Genomic DNA, 26,790 nt, shown 5'->3' with positions numbered 1-26,790 from the left:
CCACTCAGGTCGAGCAAGCGCCAGCGAGCGGGCAGCTGCCGTGGCGAGGTGCCGCGAAAGAGGAGCGAAGCGTACTTTATGTACGCGAGCGACGGTTTGAGCGGCAGATCGCCCGGCAGATGCCCGCGCAGCGTCGAGCGGTCCGGCGTTTGTTAAAACGCCGGAACATAGTTAGCCGTGATATTCGCCGTTGTACTGGATGAGCGTCAGGTCCTCCACGCCGTCGAGCGCGCGTATGGCGTCGGCATAGGGCATATCCACACCGTCAGAGAACACCTCGACGGCCATCTCGACCTTGTCGCCGCGCATGGTCTTGGACTTGACGGTGAACTTGGTGCGCCCAAACGCGCGCACGATATCGTCGCCAGTGGTCTGACCCGTGTAGTGGATGACCATCATGTAAACGCGCGCCTTGTCCTGGAGGCTCGCAAAGCCGGCAATCATCACCACGATCACCACCGCCGTGAGCCCCACGAGTGCGTACATGCCGGCACCCGCCGTAATGCCCGTGGTAATGGCCCAAAACAGGTACAGCAGGTCGAGCGGGTCCTTGACCGCCGTACGGTAGCGGACGATAGACAGAGCACCGACCATACCGAGCGAGATGACCACGTTAGTCGAAATCGCGAGCGTGACCATGCAGGTGAGTACGCACATGCCCACGAGCGTCACGGCAAAGCTACGCGAATACACCACGCCGGTAAAAAAGCGCTTGTACACGTAATAGATCAGGATGCCCATGGCGAGCGCCACGAGCAGCGACAGGCCAATCTTGGCAGGGTCGACCTGGCCAAACGCCTCCAAGACGGAGTTCTTAAAAAAGTCCCTGGTGCTCATGGTCTAAATATCCCCTCGGTTCTCAAAATCCGATTCCCAGTAATTAAATCCGCGCAGGTAGGCGGTCTTTTCGTAACACAGGCAGTACTTGGAGACCGCCGTAAGCTCGGCCGCTCCCGGCGGCACCAAATCGCGCACCAGCTGCGGGCAAAACTCCGTAAACTTGACCTCCATCACCAGCTTGCCGGGCTCCAGGACCGGCAGCGCGGGCAGCGTCGCGTCAAAGATATCGAAGCTTCCCACCGCGGCACGCACGTTCATGTCAAACGTAATGCGCACGGTGCCCTCGTCCATCACCCACGGCTCGCGCTCGTAGTCCACGATGGTCCGCGGGCGCATCATGTTGCAGATGCACTCGATGTAGAACTCGCGGCACAGCTGGTGGGAACTTCTCAACAAAAAGTCGTACTCGCCGGCCAGGATGCGCTCAAACTCGTCGCGCGTGAGCGGCGCGTCCTCCTTGTAAATCCAGCTGCCGTACTTCTTTTTGCGCTCGAGCTTAATCACCTTATCGCTGCCGTTATAGATGCGCACGCGATACTTTTTTCGCATGAGAATTCCGGCATCTTTTTCCTCGTACGCCGAGTTGCAATAGTCATCGAAGTACAGGCTGCGAATGGTGTAACCGCCCGAGCGCGCATGCTTGTCCAGCTTAAACACCGGCGCCATGCGGCAGGCAAGCGCAGCGTGCTCACCCTCGTTGATGAGATATTTGAGTTCGTGGCGGTAGCGCTCCTGTGCGCTGCACTCGGGCGGGGCCGCCAAGCGCTCAAGCAGCGCGCTAGCCCTCCGCATACGTGTCCTCCACGACCTTGCCGCCGTCTTGCACGTAGAAGCACTTCATGCCGTACTGCTTGCCGTCGTCGGTCACATAGTAATCGAACGCATCCTGCGTATAGCCGTCGGAGTTGGTAGCACGCACGCGCGCAAAGTACTGGCCGGTATCGGGCGCATCGCAGGTCACCTCGGGCAGCAACACGTCCTCGGCCTTAAAGACCACATCGGTTATGGCATAATCGCGCGCCAGTTCCACGGTATAGCGAATGTCACGAGCCTCAAAGTCGTATGCCGCATCCCAGTTCACGCGCAACTTGCCGTTATCGATCTGCGGCACGCCAATGTAGAACGGCATGGGCTTTTTATAGCTCTCACGGAAGCTCTTGTAGTTCTCTTCGATCTCGGCCGGAATCGCCGCGGCGATCTGCTCGTATTGATCCTTGGTGACAGGCAGATTTTCGATATCGGGCGAAGCAAAGACCAGCGATTCGGTAACCTCGCGATAATGCTTGATCATCTTGGTCAGGCGCGTCTCGGTCAAATACGTGCGCAGGTCCTTGACGGCGCGATCAAGCTCACCGCGGAACGCCTTGCTGCGCAGCGCACGATTGAACAGCACGTTGCCCCAGTAGTTGCTTACGCCGCGCTCCCAGCTCGCGTAGTCCGAGAACCCGGCAAGAGAAAGCTCTAGCTTGCGCAGCATGCCGTCGTTGTCCCAATCGAGGATGTACCACGTGTTGGAATTGAGGGGACTGTACAGATAGCAGTTGCGGTTCTGCGTATCGCAGTTGCCCGTAAGGATCTGAAACGCCATCCAATAGACCAGATTCTCGGTATCAAAGTAGGTATCGAGCACGTCGTCGATCTTTTGCGAATCGTCGTTGAGCGCATCGAGCATCTCGATGAGTTTGGTATGGTCCGAATCGCCCTTAATCTCGAGCATGCCCTCAAAGTTGGCCTGGTTGTAGTCGGGATCGTCGGCGAGCTTAATGGTGTCCTCGTAGCGATGGAAATCGAAGTTGTTCACCTTGTACAGATGCCCGTTCTTATCCAAGCCGTGCGCCTTAAGCGCCGTCTTGTTGAGCTGCTCCACCTGCGTAAACAGGCCGTAGTCCTCAAAGGTGTCGTTGGACTTTTCGGTCTGGTCGCACACCCACAGATGCACAAACTGCGTGCGCAGGCCCATCATCTGGGGAATCCCGCGGATAAGGTCGTAGGCCATCTTGTTGCGGAAACGCATGCCCTCGCCCATGTGCTTGTTGAGCGCAATCGCGCGCTGTTGGCGCCAGGTACCCTTGCCCTTCTTGAGCTCCACCTTGTAATTCTTTTGCGTGTAGGAGCTCGACGTCTGGCCGCGCACCTGCACGGTGGCATTGGGCGCTTCCTCGCCATAGCCAACCTCGCCGGCAACCGGGCCGTCATCGTCGCCCGCCTGCAAAAGGCCCATAACCTGATAGCGCGTCACACCCATGTCGGCGTAATCATACACCGAGTACGTGTTGATCTCGGCCCAGCTATGATCGGTGTTCTCGGAACTGTTGCCGCGCGAGACGGTCAGGTACATGGTCACGATGCCTGAGTCGTCGTAGACCTCGTACAGGTCATCTTTGTCGCGCAAGTGCTTAGACTGGTCGGATGCATCGGCTTTTTTATCTTGCCCTGCTTTTTGACCTTTTTAGTCGAGGATTCGTCCTGAGACGAGCAGCCCGAAAGCAGCAACGCACCGGCAGCCGCCTCGATCAGGCGGCGGCGAGACATCATCTTATCGGTCATCAGAACCTCCCCAATGTTTTTGGAACAGGCGAACCACCATACGTTCAAACGCACTGCGCGGATCACCGCCCACGCGCTTGTCCTCGTAGCGTTGCTCAACACGGTCGAGCACCCGGCCAAGTTCGGTAAACCAGCCCGTCTTGTCAGTAGCCACAATGGGCTGCTGGCTCAGGATACGATACGGCAAGTTGGCGGTATAGGTATCGAGCCGCAGCAGCGCCACGATAAAAAACACCGCTGCACCCAACAAAAAGCCAAAGCCGTAAAACTGCTGCGGCAAGAGCAGAGAAACGGCAGTCGCCAGCCCGGCCACATCGGCAAACAGCCCCGAGGCCAGCACGGCCCCCTTGTAGTCGGTAAAGTACAACAAGATGAGCAACACCGTATTGCCCACGGCATACAGGCCGTAGCCCACGCACAACGTGCGAAAATACCCGTGCATCAGGTTATTAAAGCCCAACGGTAGGGCCGACAGCACCGTGGTCTCGAGCGAGATGACCGCCGCCGTCACAAACAGCTGCTTGAGCGCACAAAACCGCAGTTCTCGGTTGAGCGTGGCAAGCATTTCCTCCTCGGCCACCACAATGTCGCCCACCACGCCGCCGTCGTTGAACAGGCTGTAGTAGTCGCGGTAGCGCGGATAGAAATTGACCTCGACCGAGACCACAAAGTTGACGGACGTGACCAGGATCGTCAAAAACGCGATGAGCGCCGGCACATCGTGGTAGGGCGCACCATAAAACAAGCCCTTGACCTGCACGCCAATGGGACCGGCCCAAATTATCACCAAGTGCGCAAAGAGACCCAGGTTGGTAAACAAGCCCGTGAGCGCCAGCGGAATAAACTGATCGAGCCACTGCAAAAAGAGCCAGGGGCTGCGTTCGCTCTGCGGAAAATATCGGTACAGCAGCACCACGTCCCAGGCGAGCATGACGCCGTAGCCCAGAGCAATTGACGTCAACAGGCCCTCGACCGGCGGCAGTCCCAGCGCCAGCGCGGCCAGGGCGCACAGGCACGCCACGCCAATGGCAACCGCAAAGCTGCATAGGATACCGCGGTAATCCTTGATGGCCGTGAGGTAACTCATGCCGTTCCAGTTGACGATCATAATGTTAAACAGCCACAGGCACAGCAGTCCCTGCAGCAGCGTGGCGCCCGAGAACAGCAAAAAGACGCCGTAGAGCACGGTGCCCGCAACGAGCATGATGGCATTAGACCCCCAAAACGAAGGCAGGATCTCATCCTCGCGCTCGGCAAAGAGCATGTCGGCCAAAAAGCGCGTGACCGGCATAGAGAAAAAACTCGTGAGCGTGAGCGACGCCAGCAGCGTATAGGTCACCATGCACACCAGCAAGTCCTGGTTGGCTCGGCCCACGCCCCACAGACCGCACAGCACCAAGATACCCACCTGGAGCAGCACGCCCAACAGCATGGGGCCCGTGCACACAATGCCGGCGTAGCCGTAAGCGCGCATCGTGGCAAACAGACCCTTACGCCTAAACAGGCGCTTGAGCTCAAAACCGATTCCGGCCACCGGCTACTCCCCCTCTCTGGGCAGGTTAAACGCACGCGCCGTCTCGTCGTACAGCGCGCGATAGTTGGCGAGCATCTGCTCGTGCAAGAAGTACGTGGCAACGCGACGCTGGCCGCGCTCCCCCATCTCAATGCGACGAGCGCGGCTTGTGCACATGCGTTCCATGGCATCGGCCAAGCCCTTGCGATACATTGGCGGCGTCACAAAACCCGCCACGCCAAAGTCGTCGCCCGGGGCGCCTTCGAGAAGCTCGCGACAGCAGCCCACCTCAGTCGTCACGCAGGGACGGCGCGCTGCAAGCGACTCCAGCACGCTGAGCGGCTGGCCCTCGGAGATGCTCGTCAAAATGGTAAAGTCGAGCTTTTCCATGTACTCGACCACGTTGACGCGGCCGGTAAAGATCAGGTCGCGCACGCCCAGGGTTTCGACCAGCGCGTGGCACTCGGCGCCGTACTCCTCGTCGTCCACGCCACCCATGATGTGCAGGCGCACCTTGGGCAGGCGCTCGTGCAGCTCAAAGAAGGCATAAATCATGGTCTTGACATCCTTGATGGGCGCCAGGCGCACCACCGCGCCAATGTCCACCCAGCCGTCATCGATCTTTAAGGGAATATCCTTAAAGCGATCGAACTGGATGCCGTTGGGGATGACCAGGCATTTGTCCGCATCGCAGCCCATATCAATCTGCGTCTTGCGGGCGTTATGGAACAAACTCGTCACGCGGAAGGCGCGGCGGTAAATCTCCTCCGAAAGCAGGTAGAAAAAGCGAATCCAGCGGTCCTTAAACGACGGCACCACCCAATCGGCGCGAATGATCTCTTCCTCGCGCTCGCGGGTATAGATGCCATGCTCGGTCAGCAGCACCGGCGCATGGTGAACGCTTGAGCCCAGGCAGGCGAGCAGGCCACCGTAGCCGGTCGAGATGGCATGGTACACATCGGCCACCGGCACCTCGCTGCCCAACAGGTAGAGCACGGGCAGCAACATGGAGCGCATGGTGTGGAATGCATCGGCAAAGGGCGTGTAGGGATACTCGGCCAGGCACACATCGCGAAAGATATCCATAAACGTGCGGCTCTGCAAAAACGAGAGCGGATGCACGCGACGGCGGTGGAAGATATCGAATAACACGTCCCAGTCCGGATTGGAGAGCGACACCAGACGGCGTAGCGCCTCGCGCTCACGGTCGTTAAAACTGGCTTCGTGCTGCTCGCCCGAAAGCCGCAGGGCATCGTCCAGGAACACCTCGTGCACCTCGACCACGTTGCTGGGCAGCTCGTAGACAAATTTGCCGCGGTCGGCAGCATGCGCGCCAATCACCCACAGCACGAACTCGTGCTCGGGCATGGCCTGGATATAGCCATGCATCCAGGTAGATACGCCGCCGTGCACATAGGGGTAGCAACCCTCGAGTACCAAGCAGATTCTCATCTGTCGCCACCCTCCTTGCGCTCGATCGTCAGGGTCTTATCATTTGCCTTGAGCAGATACAGATTGCCCGTAAGGTGCGTTAGTTCGCCACCCGTCACCGCACCTGGCTCGCCATTATTGGCGCGGAACATGAGCCACGCCTCGTCGTGGAAATTGCCCAGACTGAGCGTCCAGGCATCCGCGCTGGTATCCATGCCCACCGTCACCGACGAAAAGCGCTGGATGGCGCCCGAGCATTCCGAGCCGGTCTGGCGACGCAGGCCGGGCGCAAACTTGGTAAGCCAGTCCAGGTAGTCGGTCAGGCCGCCCTTGTAGACCTCCCAGCCCTCCGTAGCGCCGCGATCGGGGTCCAAAAGGTCGTCCGGGTGCATAAAGTGCGTGCTTACGTAGTGCATGTTGAGCTCGGATACGGCAGCCAGGCGCATATAGGAATCGCCGACCATACCGCCCGAGACAATGCGCGGCTGCTCCACAATGCCATCGCTCGCCACGCCAAACTCCTGCACGTACGGCAGGTCGGTGCCATCCTCAAAATACGTACTGGCGATGGTCTTAATGCGCGGAACGTCGGTGCCGATAAGCTTGCGCGCACGGGCCGAAAGGATATTCGACGGCGGCACGTAGACCGAGCCGTGCGCGTTGGGCAGCACCTCGTCCTGGAAAGCGATAAGCTCGTTGAGCGATGCGACAAGCGTTTCCTTGTTCTTCCACGTCTTGTAGTCGTACAACGTGCCGTAGTCGGTGTCCCAGAGCGCGAGCGGCTGATGGTTGTAGCCGTGAAAGCCCAGCTCGCCGCCCATCTGCAGCAGCATGCCGCCAAAATAGCGGAACTGCGTGGTATCGGGTTGGCGCGCGGGCTCGGTCTGGTTGACCGCGTCCTCGTAGTTTTCGATCATCACGCCGGTATAGCGAATGCCATATTTTTGCGCGAGCTTTTGCAGATCGGGCCACCAGACCTTGGTGTAAAAATCGGCAATGGAAAGGCCGTAGTCACGCTTGATATAAGTACCGTCGCCCGAGGGCACGGGGCTAGGAAAGTCGTCCAAATAGAACACGGCGCTGTTGATGACCGGATAGGCCGTGGCATCACCCAGCAGGCTGATCGCCGCGGCGTAAAAACCGCGCATGACCTTGTCGTAGATGCCAATGTTGCACACCACGGTGTGACCACTGCCGCAATCGTTAGACCAAATGAGCGGCGTGCCCGCGTCACCGGTCTTTGCCCAGACGTGCGCAGTTTCGCGCAATGAAACCGAGAGCGAAGAATCGAAGAGATCCGAGAACTCGTAGCGCTCTCCCCCGCCCAGCATAAAGTCCTCACTCGGCACAATGCTTTCGGCTTTTACATAGTCATATCCGGCCGATTCAATGCCAAGCTTGGAGGCAATCACTTGCAGATAGCTCGAGTTATCCGGCGGCATGGCGAGCATAAGAGAACCGCCAGCACTCACCCAACCCATAATGTCGCTCAGGTGCGTACCGAGCCCATCGAGCGACGGCATGAGCAAAATCACGCGATCGAAGGAGGTCAGCGAGGGAATGGCATCCGCACCATCCAGAGCAAGGTCCACGTCGCGGTGCGCGATCTTCATGTCCAGCAAAATCTGGTCGAACTGTTCCTTTACGTCCTCGACGCCAGCTTGATCAGAATCGGTAATGACCAGGCACGTGGGCTTTTGGCCAAAGATTGCCGAGGAGGCCGGCACCGCATCGTTGGCGGCAAGCATCCCCAGCTTATGCTGGCCCGCACTGTACTGCACGCCGGCACGCTCCACTAGCAGCACGGCGGCCATGGCAATAAAGACCGCCCACACCACGAGGAGCCCCATCCAACGAAAGCGGCCTGCACGGTCGCGGATATGTTGCGCCACGCTCATCGGACCTCATCCCCGTCGCGCCAAAACGCCAACTTTTCGCGGTTGTCGGCGCTCAAATACACATGTTGCTTGTCAATCGCATCGATCACACGGTGAACCTCGACACCGTTGTGGCGCATCACGGCCAGCCGCAGGCAAAGCATCCAAACCTCCTGCTCCTCGGGCACGTCGAGCACCAGCTGGTCGGTCACGACCTGCGCCTCGTCGATCTGTCCGACATCGGCCAGCGCCGTCGCGTATCGAATGCGCAGCTCAAAAGTGTCTTCGCGCTCGCAGCGACGCGCAAGCAGGCGCGCGTACTGTTGGCGCTGAATCTGAGCCACGCGCCCCTCAGCCAAACCCGAGCCCAAGTATTCACCAAGAAAATCGCAGTATTCGTTGAGGTTTTGCGCACTCGGGTCCGTCTTAAAGGCACGCTCCAGCTGCTGCAGTTTAAGGTCGGACTCCTTGGAGATCTGCGCCACCGCCGTCGCGGCATAGTGCGCCACCTCAACGTCGTCGTTAAGCTTAGCCGCCTGTAGCTGCGCCAGGTACGCGTCGGGCTCCTCGGTGAGCATGGAAAGCATTAGACGGCGCCGGTATGCCGGGTCGTTGACGATGAGCGCCTCCTCGAGCGGCACTACGCCTGCATCGTCCTCACCACTCGGTACCGACATACTGCGATGGAGCTCGTCGTTGAAGCGCAGCGACTCCAGCGCAGACTCTTTCAGTCCCTCGCCAAACATCGCGCTGCGGATCGATAACAGAACCACCAGCAACGGGCCCCACAGCGGCACCAGCACTATCACAGCCAGCATGTGCCCGCGCACCGGCAGCAGGCCCAGCTTCATGAGCGTCCACAGCATCAGGCAAACCAGCGCATGAATCAGCAGCAAGACAGCAGCAACGACAAGCGAGATCAAGCGGCACCCCCCTCACCGTCACCGGTGTAAGAAATGTGCTGCAACAGCTCCACAATGTCCTCGCCGTCGACGGGCTCTACCACAATATGCTTTGCGCTCAGGCGCTCGCGGATAATGGGCAGATCGCACGCCTTTGCCTGGCGCATAAGCAGATAGAGCACGTCGCCGTCGACCAAGCCCGCCGCGTCGCTCCCGCGGATTGCCGACCCAATTGCGCCCACCAGCTCGCCGACAGGCTCCACGCCCGGTACCACGCGCAGGAGCAAAAAACTCCCCATCTTGCTATCTGCCAGCGCCTGCTCCGCCGCGAGCTCTTGGCCAAAGGCAGCCTGCTTGAGCACGCAAGTACCGTCAACGCAGCGTTTATCCTGCGCCACCGCCTCATAGTCAAAGGCACGGCCCAGCGCGCTTTCGACCAGCCCGCACAAGATGCGGAACAGGTTTTGATAATAGAGGGTCATTTGGTTTTCGGCCGCACTACGCACAAAGATCAACACGGCGGGTGCCCCGTCGCGCTCGATCGCGTATCCAAACATGGGAAGCCCCGGCGTCAGCTCGCGGTTCACCCACAGGTTCGAACGACCCCCGTCGCCCAAAAGAGGTGCAAGCTGCTCAAGCGTGAGCGAGCGTACGGCATCTTCGGCAATCGCGGGACTTGCTGCCACCAGGCGTGCAAATGCCCCGCCCGAAACATGGTAGATCGCCACCGAATCGTTCTCGAGGATCTCGCCCAGAAGCTCGCAGCACTTGCGATAGATGTCGCGCGGGTTGAGCACATCGAGCTCCTGCGTCACGGCAAAGATCTTGCCAAAGCTGTCGTGGCGACCCACAATCTGGCGCCTGTACGCGCGCTTATCCTCGATCGCGTCGTGGTAGAGCTGCGTAAGGAACGTATTGCGGTTGCGCACGAGATCGTTTTGGTCGCGCTCCGCCCTAATGGCTTCGCTGTTGCGCAGCTGCACATAGCCGCACACGGCACCCACAACAAAGTACAGGTTTTTGTATCTTTTGACAGATGACATTATACGAGCAATTAATCAGCGTTTGCCCAGGTTACGCAAAATATACTGTCAGTAGGTGCATCTCCATACCCCTCTACAAAAACCTGTACCTTTTTGTGCAACAAAAAAAGCCGCTCAACCAGCGGCTTTTCTTATTTCGGCATGAAAAAGGCGACCGCCCTTTGTGGACGGTCGCCTATGTTAATTGTTGTGCAGCTTGCCTTAGGCGCGGGTCTTGATCTCCTCGGTCACCTTGGCAACAAACTCGTCAACGCTCATCTGAACGGTCTCGTTGGAGCGGTCGCGGACGGAGATGTTGCCGGCCTCGACCTCCTTCTCGCCCAAGATGAGCATGTAGGGCACGCGGTCGATGCTGCGGGCCTCGCGGATCTTGTAACCGATCTTCTCGTCGCGGTCGTCGCAGACCACGCGAATGCCGGCCTCCTCCAGCTTGGCGCACACCTCGTGGGCGTAGTCGCGGCTCTTCTCGGAGACCGGAAGGGCCTTGACCTGCACGGGAGCCAGCCAGGTGGGGAACTTGCCCGCAAAGTGCTCAATCAGAATACCGATGAAGCGCTCGATGGAGCCAAAGCATACACGGTGCAGCATGATGGGGCGCTTCTTGGTGCCGTCGGCGTCCACGTACTCCAGGTCAAAGTTGAGCGGCATCTGGAAGTCGAGCTGAACGGTACCGCACTGCCAGGTACGGCCGAGCGAGTCCTCAAGGTGAAAGTCGATCTTAGGGCCGTAGAAGGCGCCGTCGCCCTCGTTGACCTCGTAGTCCATGCCCAGCTGCTCCAGAGCGGCGCGCAGGCCCTCCTCGGCGCGAGCCCAGTCCTCGTCCGAACCCATGGAGTCCTCGGGGCGGGTGGAAAGCTCAACGTGATACTTAAAACCAAACTTCTGGTACACGGAGTCAATGAGGTTGACCACGCCCACGATCTCGTCGGTCAGCTGGTCGGGACGCACAAACAGGTGGGCGTCGTCCTGGTTAAAGCAGCGCACGCGGAACAGGCCGTGCAGGGCGCCGCGCAGCTCGTGGCGGTGCACCAGGCCAATCTCGCCGGCGCGGATGGGCAGCTCGCGGTAGGAGTGCGGCTTGGAGGCGTACACCAGCACGCCGCCCGGGCAGTTCATGGGCTTAATGCAGTACTCTTCGTCGTCGATAACGGTGGAGTACATGTTGTCCTTGTAGTGGTCCCAGTGGCCCGAGGTCTTCCACAGCTGCTTGTTCATGATGAGCGGCGTGGAAATCTCCACGTAGCCGGCCTTGTGGTGGATCTCGCGCCAGTAGTCCAGCAGCGTGTTCTTAAGGATCATGCCGTTGGGCAGGAAGAACGGGAAGCCGGGAGCCTCGTCACGCATCATAAAGAGGTCCATCTCGCGGCCGATCTTGCGGTGGTCGCGCTTCTTGGCCTCCTCCAGCATGCGCATGTGCTCGTCGAGCTCTTCCTTGGTGGCAAAGGCGACGCCGTTGATGCGGGTGAGCATCTTGTTGTCCTTGTCGCCCTTCCAGTAGGCGCCCGAGACGCCGGTGAGCTTAAAGGCCTTAAGGGCCTTGGTGTAGCAGATGTGGGGGCCGACGCACATGTCGATGTAGTCGCCCTGCTGGTAGAAGGTGATGCGGGCGTCGTCGTCCAGGTCGCCGATGTGCTCGACCTTGTACTTCTCGCCGCGCTCCTCCATAAGGGCGATGGCCTCGGCGCGGGGCTTCTCGTACACGGAGAACTTAAGGTTCTCCTTGACGATCTTTTTCATCTCGGCCTCGATCGCAGGGAAGTCGTCCTCGCTGATCTTGACGCCCTCGGGCAGGTCGACGTCGTAGTAAAAGCCGTTGTCGGTCGCGGGGCCGTAGGCAAAATCGGCCTCGGGATAGAGACGCTTGATGGCCTGCGCCATGATGTGCGCGGCGGAGTGGCGGATGACGTGCGTGACTTCGTCCTGCGGGAGCTCGGCCACCGAACCGTCATTGTAGAGTGCCTTCATGGGTATGTTTTCTCCTCTCGGATGCCTGATGCAAGTGCGCGCAATGCGCTCGGCGATTTAACTTGCATCATTATAGGCAGGTTGCCTTGGTATACAAGCGCCCGCCGCACCTTAATGGCACGGCGGGCGATTTTCTACGCATGCTTCATCGTGTGGGCGGGGGGGTGTGGGGCGCGCGGCGCGCGTGGCGTACCCGCGGCTTGCGGCCGGCCCGGCGATGGATGCGTTACTGGATGCGAGTTCGGCAGTAGGGGCAGACCTTCCAGTGCGCATCGAGCGGGCGATGGCAGCTGGGGCACACGTTGCGAACCTGGGTATCGCACACCGGGCAGACGACGAAGTCCTTCTCGATGGGCGCGCCGCACTGCGGGCAGGTACCGTACTGGGCAAGCTGGCGCTCGCGCAGGGCCATGTCCAGCTCCTGCTCCTCGCGGTCGGACGCGTAGGAGTGCGGGCGCAGGACCAGGTAGGCGATGAGGCCCACAAACGGGATGAGGGCGATGATGCCCCATGCCACGTAGGCGCTGGCGCCGCGGCGGCGAGCGTCGATGAACACATAGACGACCGACAGCACATACAGGGCGATGATAAAGCCGACGAAGGCATAGACGACGCCCATAAGCTGCGGCGACATGAGCTCGGAGATGTACTTGGACATTACGGGTACCTTTCGGAATATTAACAGTCCGGTCAAGTTTACCACGGGGTTTGTTTATATGGGACTGCGGCTGGGTACGGGGCTGGCGCGGACACAAACATCTCAATCTGTAACAGGTGGGAGCGGAATCCGGGCCTAGATGTTACAGAACGAGACACAGGGGTCCTTCCCCGACTTCAATCTCGATCTGTAACATCTGGAACCCAAATCCTCAGCTTACTGTTACAGATCGAGACGAACGGTTGCCGTAGTTGTCGGCAGACGAGGTCGCCGATGGTCCTGTGTCTCCCCTCGCCTGCCGTTGGCGGATGCAGCGGGGCTGTTCGCCGCATTGCCGCTGCACTGGGGGCGTACAGACCGTAGGATGGTTTTATTGACGGCCTGTCAACTTGTCTGGGAGGCACCGTGGCAGAAACGTTTGATATCGCAATTGTGGGCGCGGGCATCACGGGATGCGCCATCGCGCGGCAACTCGCGCGCTATGACCTATCCATTTGCGTGGTCGAGGCGGCAAACGATATTGCGCTGGGCGCATCGAAGGCCAACGGCGGCCTGGTGCACGCCGGCTACGATCCGGCGCCGGGCACGGTTAAGGCGCAGGTCAACGCTCGTGGTTGCGAGCTGTACGGTGCGTGGGCGCAGGAGCTGGGCTTTCTGTTCTGCCGCACCGGGTCGATGGTGCTGGGGTTTAACGACGAGGACCGTGCGCACTTGGAGCAGCTTCGCAGCAACGGCCTTGCCAACGGCGTGCCCGAGCTGTCAATCGTCGGACCCGACCGCATCCGCGAGCTGGAGCCGCGCGCGAGTGCCGATGCAACGTGCGCGTTATGGTGCCCCTCGACTGGGTTTGTCGACCCGTTTGAGGTTGCCATCGCCGCGCTGGAGAACGCCGTGGCCAACGGGGTGACGTTAATGCGGTCCGCGTCGGTGGAAGCAATTGAAGTCGCGGGCTCGGGCGACGACGCGCACTTTACGCTGGCGACCCCCGCTGGCAACGTGCGCTGCCGCTACCTGATCAACGCCGCGGGCAGCGGCGCCGCCGATATCTCGCATATGGCGGGCGCCGAGGAGTTCCAGATGGTCTGGCGCCAGGGCAACATCGTGGTGCTGGACAAGGAGCCGCGTGCGCTCATGCCGCTCTACCCCGTGCCGACGCCGATATCGAAGGGCGTTATCGTCACGGGCGCTGTACACGGCAACACCGTGATCACCGCAACCGCCGCTGTACGCGAGCCGGGTGATACGCAGACCTATGCGAGCGATGTGAACGCGCTGCTGACCGGCGCGCGCAAGCTGGTGCCCGATCTGGACACGCGTCGCGTGGTGCGCGCATTTGCCGGCGGGCGTCCGGTCATTCAGGGAACGAACGACTTCTTTATTGGACAGTCGGCCGTGGTGCCGGGACTTTTCCAGGCGGCAGGCATTCAGTCGCCGGGCGTGGCGAGCGCGCCGGCCATTGCCGAGCGCATTGAGCTTGTGATGCGTGAGGCGGGCGTGGAGCTGCACGAGCGGGCGGACTGGAACCCAATTCGCCGCGCGCCGGACGACTTTGACCGCGCACCACTGGCGCGCAAGGAGGAGCTGATCGAGTCCGATCCCGCGTGGGGACAGATTGTCTGCCGCTGCGAGACGGTGCCCGAAGCTGAGATCGTGGCTGCGATCCGACGTCAGCCGGGCGCGGTTTCGGTCGAGGGCGTCAAGCGCCGCTGTCGTGCCGGCATGGGACGGTGTCAAAGTGGCTTTTGCCAGAGCCGCGTGGTAGCGATCCTGGCGCGCGAGCTGGGCTGCGACCCCAGCGAGGTACTGTTGGAGGATGCCGGTTCTTGGCTGGTAGAGGGACCGCTGAAGGGGGTGCGCTAGGATGGCGACGCTTGATATGCGCAACGAACGCGCGGATGCCGGAACTACCGAGGCGGTGCAGACGCAGGCGTTCGACGTGGTCGTTATCGGCGGCGGACCTGCCGGCATGGCGGCCGCGCTTGCCGCGCACAAGGCCGGCGCGCGCGTGGCCATCGTGGAGCGCGAGCAGCATCTGGGCGGTATCCTGCGCCAGTGCATCCACCCCGGTTTTGGCCTTTCGCACTTTAAGCAGGAGCTCACCGGTCCCGAGTACGCGCAGCGCTTTATCGACCAGGTGCGCGCGACCGACATTACGCTGTTTATGGGCAGCATGGTACTTGGGATTGATTCGGGCGGGGGCGCAGGCGCGTCGGGCGTGGACGAGGCCCCAGGAGCTACCGCAGTCCACACCGTCACGCTCATGAGCCGCGCCGGTATGCTGCAACTCAACGGGCGTGCGGTCGTCCTTGCCATGGGATGCCGCGAGCGCACACGCAGCGAGATCAAGATCCCCGGCAGCCGTCCAGCCGGCGTGTTTACGGCGGGCCTGGCGCAGCGATACATCAATATCGAAAATCTCAAGCCCGGCTCGCGTGCCGTCATTTTGGGCTCGGGCGATATCGGACTTATCATGGCGCGCCGCTGCACGCTCGAGGGGATTTCGGTCGAGGGCGTATACGAGCTCATGCCGTACGCCAACGGTCTGCGCCGCAACGTCAAGAACTGCCTGGACGACTTTGGCATTCCGCTGCACCTGTCCACCACCGTCACGCGCGTGATCGGACACGATCGCGTGGAGGCCGTCGAGGTGAGTCGGGTCGACGAGCACCTAGCACCCATTCCGGGAACCGAGCGCATTGTTCCGTGCGACACACTGCTGCTTTCAGTGGGTCTGATTCCCGAGAACGAGCTTTCGGTGGGCGCGGGCGTTGAGCTCGACCCGCGCACGCGCGGCGCCGTCGTGGACCAGAGCCTGCAAACGGGCGTGCCGGGCATCTTTGCCTGTGGCAACGTGCTGCACGTGCACGACCTGGCCGACAACGTGACGACCGAGTCCGAGCGTGCCGGTGCGGCTGCGGCGGCGTACGCGCTGGGGAGCGGCGCGAACGTCGGGCACGGTACTGCGGACCCGAGCTGCCAGCTCACGGTCTCCCCTGCCGGTATCGCGGGCTACGCGCTACCGGGACGCATTACGGCTGTGACACTCACCAAACTCAACTTCCGCGTACGCCGACCGGTCGACGCCGCCCGCGTGCGCATTCTGGCAGGCGACGAAGAACTGTTTGCAGGCAAGGTCCGCCCGTTTAAACCGAGCGTGATGGAGAGCTTCCCACTGCCGGCAAAGGTGATTCAGCGCGCACTCGACCTGGGTGTTAGCGAGATTGTCCTATCCGTCGACCCCGTTGAGGAGGCGTAAGGCCATGAGCATAAACGCGATCGAAACGCTGCAGTTCAACTGCACCACCTGCCCATCCGAATGCCTCTTGACCGTGGAGGTGGAGCGCGACGCAGACGACGCCGTGGTAGAGGTGCGCTCCGTGACCGGCAATAGCTGCCCGCGCGGTAATACGTTCGCACATCAGGAGCTCACCTGCCCCATGCGCGTGCTCACCACTACCGTAGCCGTATCCGGCGGCGACGAGGCGCTGCTGCCCGTGCGCACGGCCGAAGCTATCCCGCTGGCGCTCCACGCCCAGGCGATGGACCTCATCCGCGGTCTGGTCATCGACGTCCCCATCCACATGGGCGACGTCGTGCTAGAGAACCTCCTAGACACCAACATCAACCTAATCGCCAGCATGGACATCAAACCTGCCTAAGTAGCCAATTAGGGACGAGGCTCTTTAAGCTACCCTACTATCCACCCCGCCCTCCTCAGTTGCGGTGAAATAGTTCCTGATTTCCGCCAAAACCCCAGCATCCAGGAACTATTCCACCGCAACTATCCTTGGAATCGGTATTTAGCCTGTGTCTACTTTAGTGTCATTTCAAAACTATGCCGGATTACGGGGCCGATTCGTAGACCCCCATCCATACCGGCAATTTTCGATTTTTGATAAGCCGTCTACCTGAGGTTTTAAATTCGCAATTATTTCCATGGTCAAGCAATACAGGTCCAGCCCCGTAATCCGCCATAGTTTTGTAAGCAGCCCATTTGGGACGGGCCTCTTTTAGCTACTTTTGCCCGCATGGTTGCCAGAGTGACCATGCCAAGGAGTGTCCCAAAGTGTCGGCATAAAAGAAACGTCCCTATGTGCCGGGCTTGGGATACCATGGTGGCACCCTAGCGAAAGGATGCTTCATGGCACATGTCGATGACCAGCGTGCGGCGCGCGTGCTCGATGCGCTCGAGGCTCAGCACCCCGGCGCACAGCTGCTCGTAAACGACCCGTGGTCAATCTATTACCTGACCGGCTTTTATGCCGATTTGTTCGAGCGTTTTTGCGGTGTGCTGCTCGCGCGCGGCGCCGAGCCGGTGATCCTAGTCAACGCGCTGCATCAGCTGCCCGAGTATGACAATGCGCGCGTTGCCTACCACACCGATACCGACGTCGTGACCGACGCCATCGCTCGCGAGGTCGATCCGACCAAACCACTCGGCATCGACACCGTCATGCGCTCCGGCTTTTTGATGCCGCTCATGGAGCGCCACGCCGCAAGCGAGTTCTTCCTGGGCGACTTTGCCGTCACCGCCGCACGCACCCACAAGGACGAAGCCGAGCAGGAGCTCATGCGCGCGTCCTCGGCCGCTAACGACGCCGTGATGGCCGACGCCATCAAGCTCGTCCACGAGGGCGTAACGGAGCGCGAAATTGCTGACCAGATGCTCAGTCTGTACCGCAATCACGGCTGCGAGGGCTTTAGCTTTCCGCCCATCGTGAGCTTTGGCGCCAACGCCGGCGACCCGCACCACGAGCCCGACGATGCGGTACTCAAGCGCGACGACGTAGTGCTGTTCGACATTGGCGGACGTCGCCGCAACTACTGCTCGGACATGACACGCACGTTCTTTTGGGGCGAGCCGGACGAGGAAACCGCACGCATCTACGACATCGTGCGCCGCGCCAACGAGGCCGCCGAGGCGCTCATTGCACCGGGCGTGCGCATGTGTGACCTGGACCGCGCCGCACGCGACGTGATTGAGGATGCGGGCTATGGGCAGTACTTTACGCATCGCCTGGGCCACTCGATTGGCCTGCAGGACCACGAGCCGGGAGACGTCTCGCTCGTCAACGAACAGGTCGTAGAGCCAGGCATGACCTTCTCCATCGAACCGGGCATCTACCTCCCCGGCCACACCGGCGTCCGTATCGAGGATCTTGCCCTGGTGACCGAGAACGGCGTCGAGATCCTCAACGCCTACCCCCACGATCCAGTCCGTCTGGACTAGGCAATGCGGCAAAGGGACAACCCCTTTGCCGCATCCTGCCAAGGCTTCGCCACAAAAACGGCCTATCTACTACGTTTAACCCGCACGGGTCGACCATAACCGACTTTTCGCAAAATCCGCAAGCCATCTACCTGCGGTTTTAATTTCGCGATGTTCCGTGTGGTCGAGGGTAACCGGTCAAACGTAGTAGATAGGCCAATTTCGTGGCAAGCGAGCCAACTCGGGGCACAGGGCAGCTAAAAAAGCCCCGTCCCAAATTGGCTGCTTTTGAGTTGCGGTGATATACGGACTGTTTGAGGCTTCTGGCTTGTAAAACAGTCCGTATTTCACCGCAACTGATGAGGGGATGGGTTAGCGCAGCAGACCGGCTACTTCGCCGGCTAGGGTGATGGTGCCGGCTGCTACGAAGGGCTCCCCCGCGGCCTCGAAAGCTGCAAGGGCCTCGGATACGCTGGGGTACACGCCCGCGAGCTTGTTGGCGTCCACGAGGGCAGCAAGCTCCTCTGACGGCAGGGCGCGATCGGAATCGGTCTGGGTCACGACCACGCGGGGGAATGCCGGAACCAGAACGTCAACGATACCCGCCACGTCCTTATCGGCCAGCGCGGCACACAGCAGCGTGGGGCGATTCTCGACGCACGGATCTATCTCGTCCAGCGCGCTCACAAAGTTTTCGCAGCTCTGAGGGTTATGGCAGGCGTCGATCAGCTTGAGCGGATCGGTGCCCAGCACATCAAATCGGCCCGGCGTGGGGCAGCCCATAAGCGACGCATCGAGCTTGTCATGATCGAGTTCGCGACCCAAATACCCCTCGCAAAGCATAATCGCGCACGCGGCATTCTGCGGCTGATAGGCCGGCTTGACCATGCTCGACGTATAGATTGCACGCGGCGTGGTGCAGCTAAACTCAACCGTGTCGCCCACATGCGCCGGCACCTTGGTCGTGGCATGGTTCACTACGAGCGGCACAATGCCGCACTCGCGACAACGTGCATCCATCACGCGCTGAACACTTGCCTCATGCGTGCCCTCGCCCAAAACAACCAGGCGCCCAGGCTTAATAACCGCAGCCTTCTCCCCCGCAATGGCCTCGAGCGTATCGCCCAAAATACGTGTGTGATCGAGCCCAATGCCCGTAATGGCAACGGCGACGGGATCGGTCGCACTCGTAGCGTCCCAACGCCCGCCCATGCCAACCTCGAGCACGGCAACATCCACCGCGGCCTCGGCAAATACAACAAGTGCGGCAGCCGTCAACAGGTCAAACGGCGTGATGGTATAAGCGCGCTCCCCCGCCGCCACACGGTGCGCATTCACGCGGCGCCCCGCCTCGACAGCTGCCGAAACGCCACGGGCAAACGCCTCGTCGCTCACAACGCGCCCGTCAACCTCCATGCGCTCGGGATAGCGCACCAGCTGCGGCGATGTATACAGCGCGGTCTTGAGCCCCTCACCACGAAGAATGGCAGCCGAAAAACGCGTAGTCGAAGTCTTGCCATTGGTGCCGGCAACCTGAATGCAATCGAAATACTCGTCCGGACGCCCCAGCTCATCGAGCATATCGACAACCGTCTCGAGCAGAGGCCCAGCATCCCCAGAAATCCGCCCCGTATCAGCAGCCAGCCCAACAGCCTCATCAAACGAAAGCAACTCAAACGAGAAAGGAACGACATACGACCCAGAACGCTTAGCCATAACCCAAAGTCCCCCATAACAGAAAAAGAGGCTCATCAAAAAGAATGAGCCCCTCGCGTTGACAATTTCAGCCTTTACCCGATTGCAGCAAGATCAAGGCCACAACCCAGTGGCCTCAACACGCCAGATGCAAACAACCACGTAAACGAACTAGGAGCGGCCCGATGCTTTGCTCGCCGCAAGTTCCGCACGCAAAGGACAGCACTTAATGTGCTGTCCGTCTTGCGCAGGACTGTTCGCAGCGGAGAGCAAAGCATCGGGACGCGCCCCCAAGTTACGCCTACGAGAAGTCAGCAACCTGAGCAGTCAGTGCCGCCAGGATCTCCTTGAGCTCTGCTGCACGGTCCCTCTTCTTCTGGACCACTGCGGGCGCGGCCTTAGCCACAAAGCCCTCGTTGGCGAGCGTCTTCTCGCAGCCGGCGAGCTCCTTCTGGGCCGCGGCGATCTCCTTTTCCAGACGTGCTTTCTCGGCCGAAAGATCAACCTTGCCCTCAAGCACCACAAAGGCCTCGACGCCGCTGTCGACCACGGCAATGCTCGCGGCCGGCTTCTCGACGTCGGTACCCATGACCAGCGAAGCGGTGTTGGCCAGCGGCTCGATGGTCGAGCGCAGGCTCTCGAGCTTCTCAATGTCCTCGGCACCGGCGCGCACGACCACATCGAGCTCGGCCTTGGGACTCAAGCGATAACGCGAACGCGTAGCGCGAGCGGCGGAAACGACGGCGCGGCACAGCTCAAACGCGCGCTCGGCGGGCTCATCGACATACTTCGCGTAGTCGGCGGGCTCCGGCCACTTGGCGATCATGAGCGCCTCGGCGCGGTTCACGTTGCCCTCGGCGTCCAGGTCGAGCACGCTCGCCGGCATGTTGTCCCAGATCTCCTCGGTGACAAACGGCATAAGCGGGTGCATCAGGCGAATGGAGGTGTCAAGCACAAAAATCAGGTTGCGCTGCGCCTGCAGACGGCCCTCGCCCTTCAGGCGGGCCTTGGTGACCTCGACGTACCAGTCGCAGACCTCGTTCCAGAAGAACTGCTGCACGCCGCGGGCCATATCGCCAAAGGTGTAATTCTCGATGCCCTCGGTGACCATCTTGACGGCCTTGGCCAGGCGGCTGAACATCCAAGCGTCGGCCGGCGTCTCCACGACGGGCTCGCCGGGCGTGTAGCCCTCCATGTTCATAAGCAGGAAGCGGCTGGCATTCCAGATCTTGGTCACAAACGACTTGGCCTGCTCGGTGCGCGGGCTGTCGATGAGCTTCTTGGTCTTCTTGTCGATGTTCGCGTCGAACTTAACATCCTGGTTGTTGGTGCACAGCGTAAGCAGGTTGTAGCGCATGGCGTCGGCGCCGTACATACCGATGAGGTCCATGGGGTCAACGCCGTTGCCCTTGGACTTGGACATGCGGCTGCCGTCCTTGGCCAGAATCGTCGGGTAGATGACGACGTCCTTAAACGGCACCTCGTCCAGGAAGTACAGCGAGCTCATGACCATGCGGGCGACCCACAGCGCGATGATGTCGCGCGCGGTGACCAGCGCCGTCGTGGGGTGATGGCCCTCGAGCAACTCCGGCTTTTGCGGCCAGCCCTGCGTGGCGAAAGTCCACAGCTGCGAGCTGAACCAGGTATCCAGCACGTTCTCGTCCTGATGCACGTGATGGCCGCCGCACTTGGGGCACACGTCGGTGTCCTCGGTGAGGGCGTCCTCCCAACCGCAGTCCTCGCAGTAGAACACGGGGATGCGGTGGCCCCACCACAGCTGGCGGCTGATGCACCAGTCCTTGAGGTTCTCCATCCAGGTGGTGTAGGTCTGCGTCCAGCGCGCGGGATGGAAGGTGACCTTGCCGGAGTTGACGGCGTCGAGCGCCGGCCCCTTGAGCTTGTCGACGGCGACGAACCACTGCTCAGAAAGCCACGGCTCAAGCGCGGCATCGCAACGGTAGCAGTGCATGACGGAGTGGTCGTGCTCCTCGACGTGGTCGAGTAGGCCGTGCTCGTCGAACCACTTGATGACCGCCTCGCGGCACTCCTCGCGGGTCATGCCGGTGAACTCGCCATAGCCCTCGACGACCACCGCGTGCTCGTCGAAGATATTGATCTGCGGAAGGTCGTGGGCCTGACCCATGGCGTAATCGTTGGGGTCGTGGGCCGGGGTGACCTTGACAAAACCAGAGCCAAAGTTGGCGTCGACATGCCAATCCTCAAAGATGGGGATCTCGCGGTCGACAATGGGAAGCTTGACGGTCTTGCCCACGAAGGCGGCCTTCTCGGGGTCCTTCGGGGAGACGGCGACACCTGTGTCGCCGAGCATGGTCTCGGGGCGCGTGGTGGCGACGACGATGTAGTCCTGGCCGTTGACCGGCTCGGTCAGCGGATAGCGCAGGTGCCACAGATGCCCCTTCTCGTCCTTGTACTCGGCCTCGTCGTCCGAGATGGCGGTGGTGCAGTTGGGGCACCAGTTGACGATGCGCTTGCCGCGGTAGATTAGGCCGTCGTGGTACCAGTCACAGAAGACCTTACGCACGGCCTTGGCGTAATCCTCGTCCATGGTAAAGCGCTCGTTGTCGAAGTCGACGGAGCAGCCCATACGCTTGATCTGCTCGACGATGATGCCGCCGTACTCGTGGGTCCAATCCCAGCAGGCGTCGACAAACTTGTCGCGACCGATCTCCAGGCGGCTGATGCCCTCCTCTTTAAGCTTCTTGTCGACCTTGGTCTGTGTGGCGATACCGGCGTGGTCGGTACCGAGCACCCAACGCGTGGACTTGCCGCGCATGCGGGCCATGCGGATGATGGCGTCCTGGATGGAGTCGTCGGTGGCGTGACCCATATGGAGCTTGCCGGTCACGTTGGGAGGCGGAATGGTGACGGTGCAGTCGCCCACGCCCTCACGGCGCTTGTAGTAGCCGCCGTCGAGCCACTTCTGCAGAATCGCCGGCTCGTTGGTCGACGGATCGTAGTTCTTGGGCATTTCTTCCATATATCTCTCCCTGTCCCGCCGGGGAGGAATGTAGGCCCGATTTTCGCTCGGTCAGGTCCTGGGCTCGCACGAAGACCACATTAAGTGGTCTTCGGCTCGTGCGGAATCTACGAAAATCGGGCCTACATTCCTCCCCTTAGGTATCGATTACTTCAGTCTGATATGACTTCGCTGAGGCTTAAACAAACACACAGAATAACACAGGTAGTTGGGGTTATTGCGTATATATAAAATAGCCTCCGACCGCGGGTGGTCGGAGGCTATTTGCAAACACGTTTTAGGCAGGTCTAGCCGTAGATGCGTTGGGGCTGTTCTTCGCCCTTTACGGAGGCTTCGGTCACGATGACCTTTGCGACGCCCTCCTCGCTGGGAAGGTCGAACATCGTCTGCTGCAGCACGTCCTCGCAGATGGAGCGCAGGCCGCGGGCGCCGGTCTTGCGGGCAAGCGCCATACGGGCGATCTCGTGCAGGGCGGCGTCCTCAAACTCAAGCTCAACGTCCTCGAGCTGGAACATCTTGCGGTACTGACGCACCACGGCGTTCTTAGGCTCGGTCAGGATCGACACCAGGTCGTCCTCGTCGAGCGCCTGCGTCTGGGTGACAACGGGCGTACGTCCCACAAACTCGGGAATCATACCAAAGGCGTTGAGGTCCTGCGGGAGCACCTGACGCAACAGGTCGTTCTCGTCGACCGAGGTGGGGCCGGCGATCTCGGAGTTAAAGCCCACGCCCTTGTTGCCCACGCGATCGGCGATGATCTTGTCCAGACCCACAAAGGCACCGCCGCAGATAAACAGGATGTTGGTCGTGTCGATCTGCAGCAGCTCCTGCTGGGGGTGCTTGCGGCCGCCGGTGGGCGGAACGCTTGCCACCGTGCCCTCAAGAATCTTAAGCAGCGCCTGCTGAACGCCCTCGCCCGAAACGTCGCGGGTGATGGAGAGGTTCTCGGCCTTGCGGGCAATCTTGTCGATCTCGTCCACGTAGATAATGCCGACCTGCGCGCGCTCGATATCGCCGTCGGCGGCATTGATGAGCTTGAGCAGGATGTTCTCCACGTCCTCGCCCACGTAGCCGGCCTCGGTGAGCGCGGTGGCGTCGGCAATGGCAAACGGCACCTCGAGGATGCGCGCGAGCGTCTGGGCGAGCAGCGTCTTACCAGTACCGGTGGGACCGAGCAGCAAAATGTTGGACTTGGCGAGCTCCACCTCGTCCATATCATCATCGAGCTGCGAGTCCAAGCCGTCGTCAAAGGCCGAAAGCGCAGCACCGCCCTCGATCACGCGGCGGTAATGGTTGTACACGGCAACCGACATGGCACGCTTGGCGTCCTCCTGGCCCATGACATAGGCCGAAAGCTCGTCATAGATCTCGTGCGGCGTCGGTACATGCGTAATGACCTGGCGGGCATCGTCCTCGAGCTCAAAGCCCTCGGCCTCGGGATCCATGGCGGGCTGAGATGCAGCCTGGCCGTGATCGTTGAGGAAGCCCGGCAGCTTGCCGTTGCGGGCTGCGTCCATAAAGTCCGAAGCCAGCGACTCCTCCAAGATCTCGGAGCAGGCGGCGACGCACTCGTCACAGATAAAGATGTTAGTCGGGCCCTTTACGAGGCGACGGACCTGCCCCTGCTCTTTTCCGCAGAAGGAGCAGCGGATGGGGTTGCCGTTCTCGTCGAAGCCGTCCTGCATGTTACCGGCCATCCTAGGCGTCCTTCGCGGCGAGGTCGCGCGAGGTGACGATGCGGTCGATCAGGCCGTAGTCGAGGGCCTCGGCAGCGGTCAGGTAGTTGTCGCGCTCGGTATCGGCCTGGACCTTCTCGATGGGCTGGCCCGAGGCGTCGGACAGGATCTGGTTGAGCTCGCGACGGGTCTTCTTGATCTCCTCGGCCACAATCTCGATCTCGGTCTGCTGGCCCTGGGCACCGCCGCTGGGCTGGTGAATCATAACCTTGGAATGCGGCAGGCAGAAGCGCTTGCCCTTGGCGCCGGCCGAAAGCAGCACGGCGGCCATAGACGCCGCCATACCCACGCAAATGGTGGAGACCTGCGGCTTAATGAAGTTCATAGTGTCCAGAATCGCCAGGCCGGAGTAGACCTCGCCACCGGGCGAATTGATGTAGAGCGAGATATCCTTCTCGGCATCCTGGCTCTCAAGATGCAGCAACTGGGCAACGACCAGGTTGGCACTGACGGAGTTAATCTCCTCGCCCAAGAAGATGATGCGGTCGTTGAGCAGGCGCGAATAGATATCGTAGCTGCGCTCGCCGCGCGGCGTCTGCTCGATAACGTATGGCACGAGGGCGGAATCGAACTTAGCGATCATACGCATCTCCATTTCTCTCTTACGGACCAAATTGGTTCTAGATAAACGTACGGTGCCCGCATGCTATGCATTAGCTGGCACCGTACGAAGCAACCGGATAACCGGTGTATAACTTTACCCCATCACGGGCGCAGGCATGCGCTCGCGGGCAAGGTGGCGAGAATTACTCGGCGTCCTTGGCGGTCTCGTCGACCTCGGTCACCTTGGCGTTCTCGACCAGGTGGTCGACGGCCTTCGAGCGACGGATGGACTCGCGGACGGCAGGCATGCGGCCATCGGCGATGAACTCGGCCTTGGAAGCCTCGACGTCCTTGACGCCAGCCTTCTCGAACTCGGCGTTGACGTCGTCCTCGGTGACCTCAATCTTGAGCTCACGGGCGAGGGCGTCGAGCGCCAGGGACTCGCGGGCAACGTCGTTGGCCTGCTTGTGCAGGTCGCCGATGAACTGCTCCATGGTCAGGCCGGAAGCGGGCAGCCAGGTGTCCAGGGTCATGCCGCGGGCAGCGAGGTTGGACAGGAAGTTCTGGCCAAGCTCCTCAAAGACGGACTGCTCGTAGTCGGCGTCCATCTCGTCGAGCTGCAGACGCTCGGCGAGAGCGGAGACGCAACGGTTCTCCTTCTCGGCCGGGAGGCGGGAAGCCTTGTCCTGCTCGATCTCGAGCTTGATGGCGTCGCGCATAGCGTCGATGCTGTCGAAGCCAAAGTCGGACTTGACGAGCTCGTCGGTGAGCTCGGGGGTGTTGCGGACCTTGATGCCCTTGACGGTGACCTCGACGGTGTGGGTCTCGGCCTCCTCGCCCTCCTCGACCTCGTCGGTCCAGGTGACGGTCTTAACGTCGTCAACGTTAGCGCCGATCAGGGCCTCGTTGAACTCCTTGGGGTTGCTGTCGCTACCGGCGATGAGCATGCGGCCCTCGGCGGCAAAGTTGTCGGCGTTCTCGACGGCCTTGAGGTCGACGGTAACGTAGTCCTCGGCCTCGACGGCACGACCCTCGACGTCCTCGAAGGTGGCACGGTAGTTGAGGAGCATCTCAACCTGGTTGTTGATCTCGGACTCGGTGACCTCCGCAGGAGGCATCTCGATCTCGACGGCGTCGAAGGAGGAGAGCTCAGCGGCGGGACGCAGGGAGAACTCGACGGTGTAGGTGTAGTCCTCGTGGTCCTTGGCGAGGTCGAGCTCCTTGTAGTCACCGCTCTTGGTGGGGACGATGTCCAGCTCGTTGAGGACGGCGGGCTCGTTGGCGGCGATCAGGTCGTTGGTGGCCTGAGCGAGGGTAGCCTCGGCGCCAAGAGCGGAGTCGATGACCGGACGGGGAGCCTTACCGGCACGGAAGCCCGGGAAGCGGTACTTCTTAGCGGTGTCCTTGTAGGCCTTCTTGATCGCGGCGTCGACGTCGGCGGCCGGGATGGTGACCGTAGCGGTGAGCTTGGCGTCCTTGACGTCAGAAGCGGTGATGTTCAACACGTTCCTCCTCATACTGCCCAGCTTATCTGAGGTGCTGGTACCTTTATGCAACAAAGTGTCGCGACGGCCAGGGCCGACGCAGATGCGTTGGTGCGGGCGAAAGGACTCGAACCTTCACGGGAATCCCACCAGAACCTAAATCTGGCGCGTCTACCAATTCCGCCACGCCCGCATGAGCGCACAGACTAGGAATGATAGCAGATACGAACGACAAGCGCACGCACACCTTTTACAGGCTCACGACCTCACCACGAGTTGCAGTGGAGCAGGGTAGCTAATTTGGGACGGGGCTTTTTTAGCTACCCCCACAAGCGGGGTAGCTAAAAAA

At 60.9% G+C, this 26,790-nt stretch carries 20 protein-coding genes and 1 tRNA gene; 4 read left to right on the top strand and 17 right to left on the bottom strand.

The genetic code is table 11. The features are described from left to right. Positions 1-171: 171 nt before the first annotated feature. The 11 genes from I2F59_RS07720 to I2F59_RS07675 all read right to left on the bottom strand — a co-directional run bounded on the left by I2F59_RS07720 (position 172) and on the right by I2F59_RS07675 (position 12,776). Positions 172-837: a DUF4956 domain-containing protein gene (locus I2F59_RS07720; protein WP_195503775.1), complete on the bottom strand. Its 666-nt coding sequence runs from the start codon at positions 835-837 to the stop codon at positions 172-174. A 3-nt stretch (positions 838-840) separates the two neighbouring features. Then, positions 841-1,632 (bottom strand): polyphosphate polymerase domain-containing protein, encoded by a 792-nt coding sequence (locus I2F59_RS07715; protein ID WP_195503774.1) that lies wholly within the window; start codon positions 1,630-1,632, stop codon positions 841-843. Beyond that, on the bottom strand, positions 1,619-3,232 hold the full coding sequence (locus I2F59_RS07710; RefSeq protein WP_229065398.1) for a CotH kinase family protein: 1,614 nt from the start codon (positions 3,230-3,232) through the stop codon (positions 1,619-1,621). The genes I2F59_RS07715 and I2F59_RS07710 overlap by 14 nt, the downstream gene beginning before the upstream one ends. Next, on the bottom strand, positions 3,181-3,387 hold the full coding sequence (locus tag I2F59_RS09930; protein WP_229065397.1) for a hypothetical protein: 207 nt from the start codon (positions 3,385-3,387) through the stop codon (positions 3,181-3,183). Before I2F59_RS09930 ends, I2F59_RS07710 begins: the two co-directional genes overlap by 52 nt. Next, the gene (gene pelG / locus I2F59_RS07705; protein ID WP_195503773.1) at positions 3,377-4,921 is read right to left on the bottom strand and encodes an exopolysaccharide Pel transporter PelG; all 1,545 of its coding nucleotides are present in this window, start codon (positions 4,919-4,921) and stop codon (positions 3,377-3,379) included. The genes I2F59_RS09930 and pelG overlap by 11 nt, the downstream gene beginning before the upstream one ends. Positions 4,922-4,924: 3 nt before the next feature. Then, positions 4,925-6,352 carry a GT4 family glycosyltransferase PelF gene (gene pelF, locus I2F59_RS07700; protein WP_195503772.1) on the bottom strand — a complete coding sequence of 476 codons (1,428 nt, stop codon included), beginning with the start codon at positions 6,350-6,352 and terminating at the stop codon, positions 4,925-4,927. After that, entirely contained in the window at positions 6,349-8,229 is a 1,881-nt protein-coding gene (locus I2F59_RS07695; protein WP_195503771.1) for a DUF2194 domain-containing protein, read from the bottom strand. Before I2F59_RS07695 ends, pelF begins: the two co-directional genes overlap by 4 nt. Then, positions 8,226-9,131 (bottom strand): hypothetical protein, encoded by a 906-nt coding sequence (locus I2F59_RS07690; RefSeq protein WP_195503770.1) that lies wholly within the window; start codon positions 9,129-9,131, stop codon positions 8,226-8,228. The genes I2F59_RS07695 and I2F59_RS07690 overlap by 4 nt, the downstream gene beginning before the upstream one ends. Further along, the gene (locus tag I2F59_RS07685; RefSeq protein ID WP_195503769.1) at positions 9,128-10,153 is read right to left on the bottom strand and encodes a hypothetical protein; all 1,026 of its coding nucleotides are present in this window, start codon (positions 10,151-10,153) and stop codon (positions 9,128-9,130) included. The genes I2F59_RS07690 and I2F59_RS07685 overlap by 4 nt, the downstream gene beginning before the upstream one ends. A gap of 201 nt (positions 10,154-10,354) precedes the next feature. Further along, positions 10,355-12,118: a threonine--tRNA ligase gene (gene thrS, locus I2F59_RS07680; protein ID WP_195503768.1), complete on the bottom strand. Its 1,764-nt coding sequence runs from the start codon at positions 12,116-12,118 to the stop codon at positions 10,355-10,357. Between the two features lie 226 nt (positions 12,119-12,344). Continuing rightward, positions 12,345-12,776 (bottom strand): double zinc ribbon domain-containing protein, encoded by a 432-nt coding sequence (locus I2F59_RS07675; protein ID WP_055251579.1) that lies wholly within the window; start codon positions 12,774-12,776, stop codon positions 12,345-12,347. A gap of 405 nt (positions 12,777-13,181) precedes the next feature. On the opposite strand from I2F59_RS07675, the gene I2F59_RS07670 reads away from it, so the two are divergent. From I2F59_RS07670 to I2F59_RS07655, 4 genes are all read left to right on the top strand, one after another. Continuing rightward, positions 13,182-14,636 carry an NAD(P)/FAD-dependent oxidoreductase gene (locus I2F59_RS07670; protein WP_195503767.1) on the top strand — a complete coding sequence of 485 codons (1,455 nt, stop codon included), beginning with the start codon at positions 13,182-13,184 and terminating at the stop codon, positions 14,634-14,636. A 1-nt stretch (position 14,637) separates the two neighbouring features. Continuing rightward, on the top strand, positions 14,638-16,032 hold the full coding sequence (locus I2F59_RS07665) for an NAD(P)/FAD-dependent oxidoreductase (protein WP_195503766.1): 1,395 nt from the start codon (positions 14,638-14,640) through the stop codon (positions 16,030-16,032). Positions 16,033-16,036: 4 nt separating this feature from the next. After that, on the top strand, positions 16,037-16,435 hold the full coding sequence (locus I2F59_RS07660) for a DUF1667 domain-containing protein (RefSeq protein WP_195503765.1): 399 nt from the start codon (positions 16,037-16,039) through the stop codon (positions 16,433-16,435). 482 nt (positions 16,436-16,917) lie between these two features. Further along, positions 16,918-18,006 carry a M24 family metallopeptidase gene (locus I2F59_RS07655; protein WP_195503764.1) on the top strand — a complete coding sequence of 363 codons (1,089 nt, stop codon included), beginning with the start codon at positions 16,918-16,920 and terminating at the stop codon, positions 18,004-18,006. A gap of 351 nt (positions 18,007-18,357) precedes the next feature. Here I2F59_RS07655 and I2F59_RS07650 read toward each other — a convergent pair whose 3' ends face one another. The 6 genes from I2F59_RS07650 to I2F59_RS07625 form a co-directional block, all read right to left on the bottom strand. Then, a complete protein-coding gene (locus I2F59_RS07650; RefSeq protein WP_195503763.1) occupies positions 18,358-19,701 on the bottom strand; it encodes a bifunctional folylpolyglutamate synthase/dihydrofolate synthase in 1,344 nt (447 codons plus the stop codon). A gap of 280 nt (positions 19,702-19,981) precedes the next feature. Next, complete coding sequence (locus I2F59_RS07645) at positions 19,982-22,678, bottom strand: valine--tRNA ligase (protein ID WP_195503762.1); 2,697 nt, start codon at positions 22,676-22,678, stop codon at positions 19,982-19,984. A 287-nt stretch (positions 22,679-22,965) separates the two neighbouring features. After that, on the bottom strand, positions 22,966-24,375 hold the full coding sequence (gene clpX, locus I2F59_RS07640) for an ATP-dependent Clp protease ATP-binding subunit ClpX (RefSeq protein WP_195503761.1): 1,410 nt from the start codon (positions 24,373-24,375) through the stop codon (positions 22,966-22,968). A gap of 1 nt (position 24,376) precedes the next feature. Beyond that, the gene (locus I2F59_RS07635) at positions 24,377-24,997 is read right to left on the bottom strand and encodes an ATP-dependent Clp protease proteolytic subunit (protein WP_022095182.1); all 621 of its coding nucleotides are present in this window, start codon (positions 24,995-24,997) and stop codon (positions 24,377-24,379) included. 163 nt (positions 24,998-25,160) lie between these two features. Further along, positions 25,161-26,462 (bottom strand): trigger factor, encoded by a 1,302-nt coding sequence (gene tig / locus I2F59_RS07630; protein ID WP_271755721.1) that lies wholly within the window; start codon positions 26,460-26,462, stop codon positions 25,161-25,163. An 88-nt stretch (positions 26,463-26,550) separates the two neighbouring features. Next, positions 26,551-26,634, bottom strand: a tRNA-Leu gene (locus I2F59_RS07625). Positions 26,635-26,790 lie beyond the last annotated feature (156 nt).

The organism is Collinsella aerofaciens, from assembly GCF_015556945.1.
Classification (GTDB): Bacteria; Actinomycetota; Coriobacteriia; order Coriobacteriales; family Coriobacteriaceae; genus Collinsella; species Collinsella aerofaciens_AO.
Note: the sequence above shows the minus strand (reverse complement) of the source record. Positions and strands in the feature narration are given on the sequence as shown.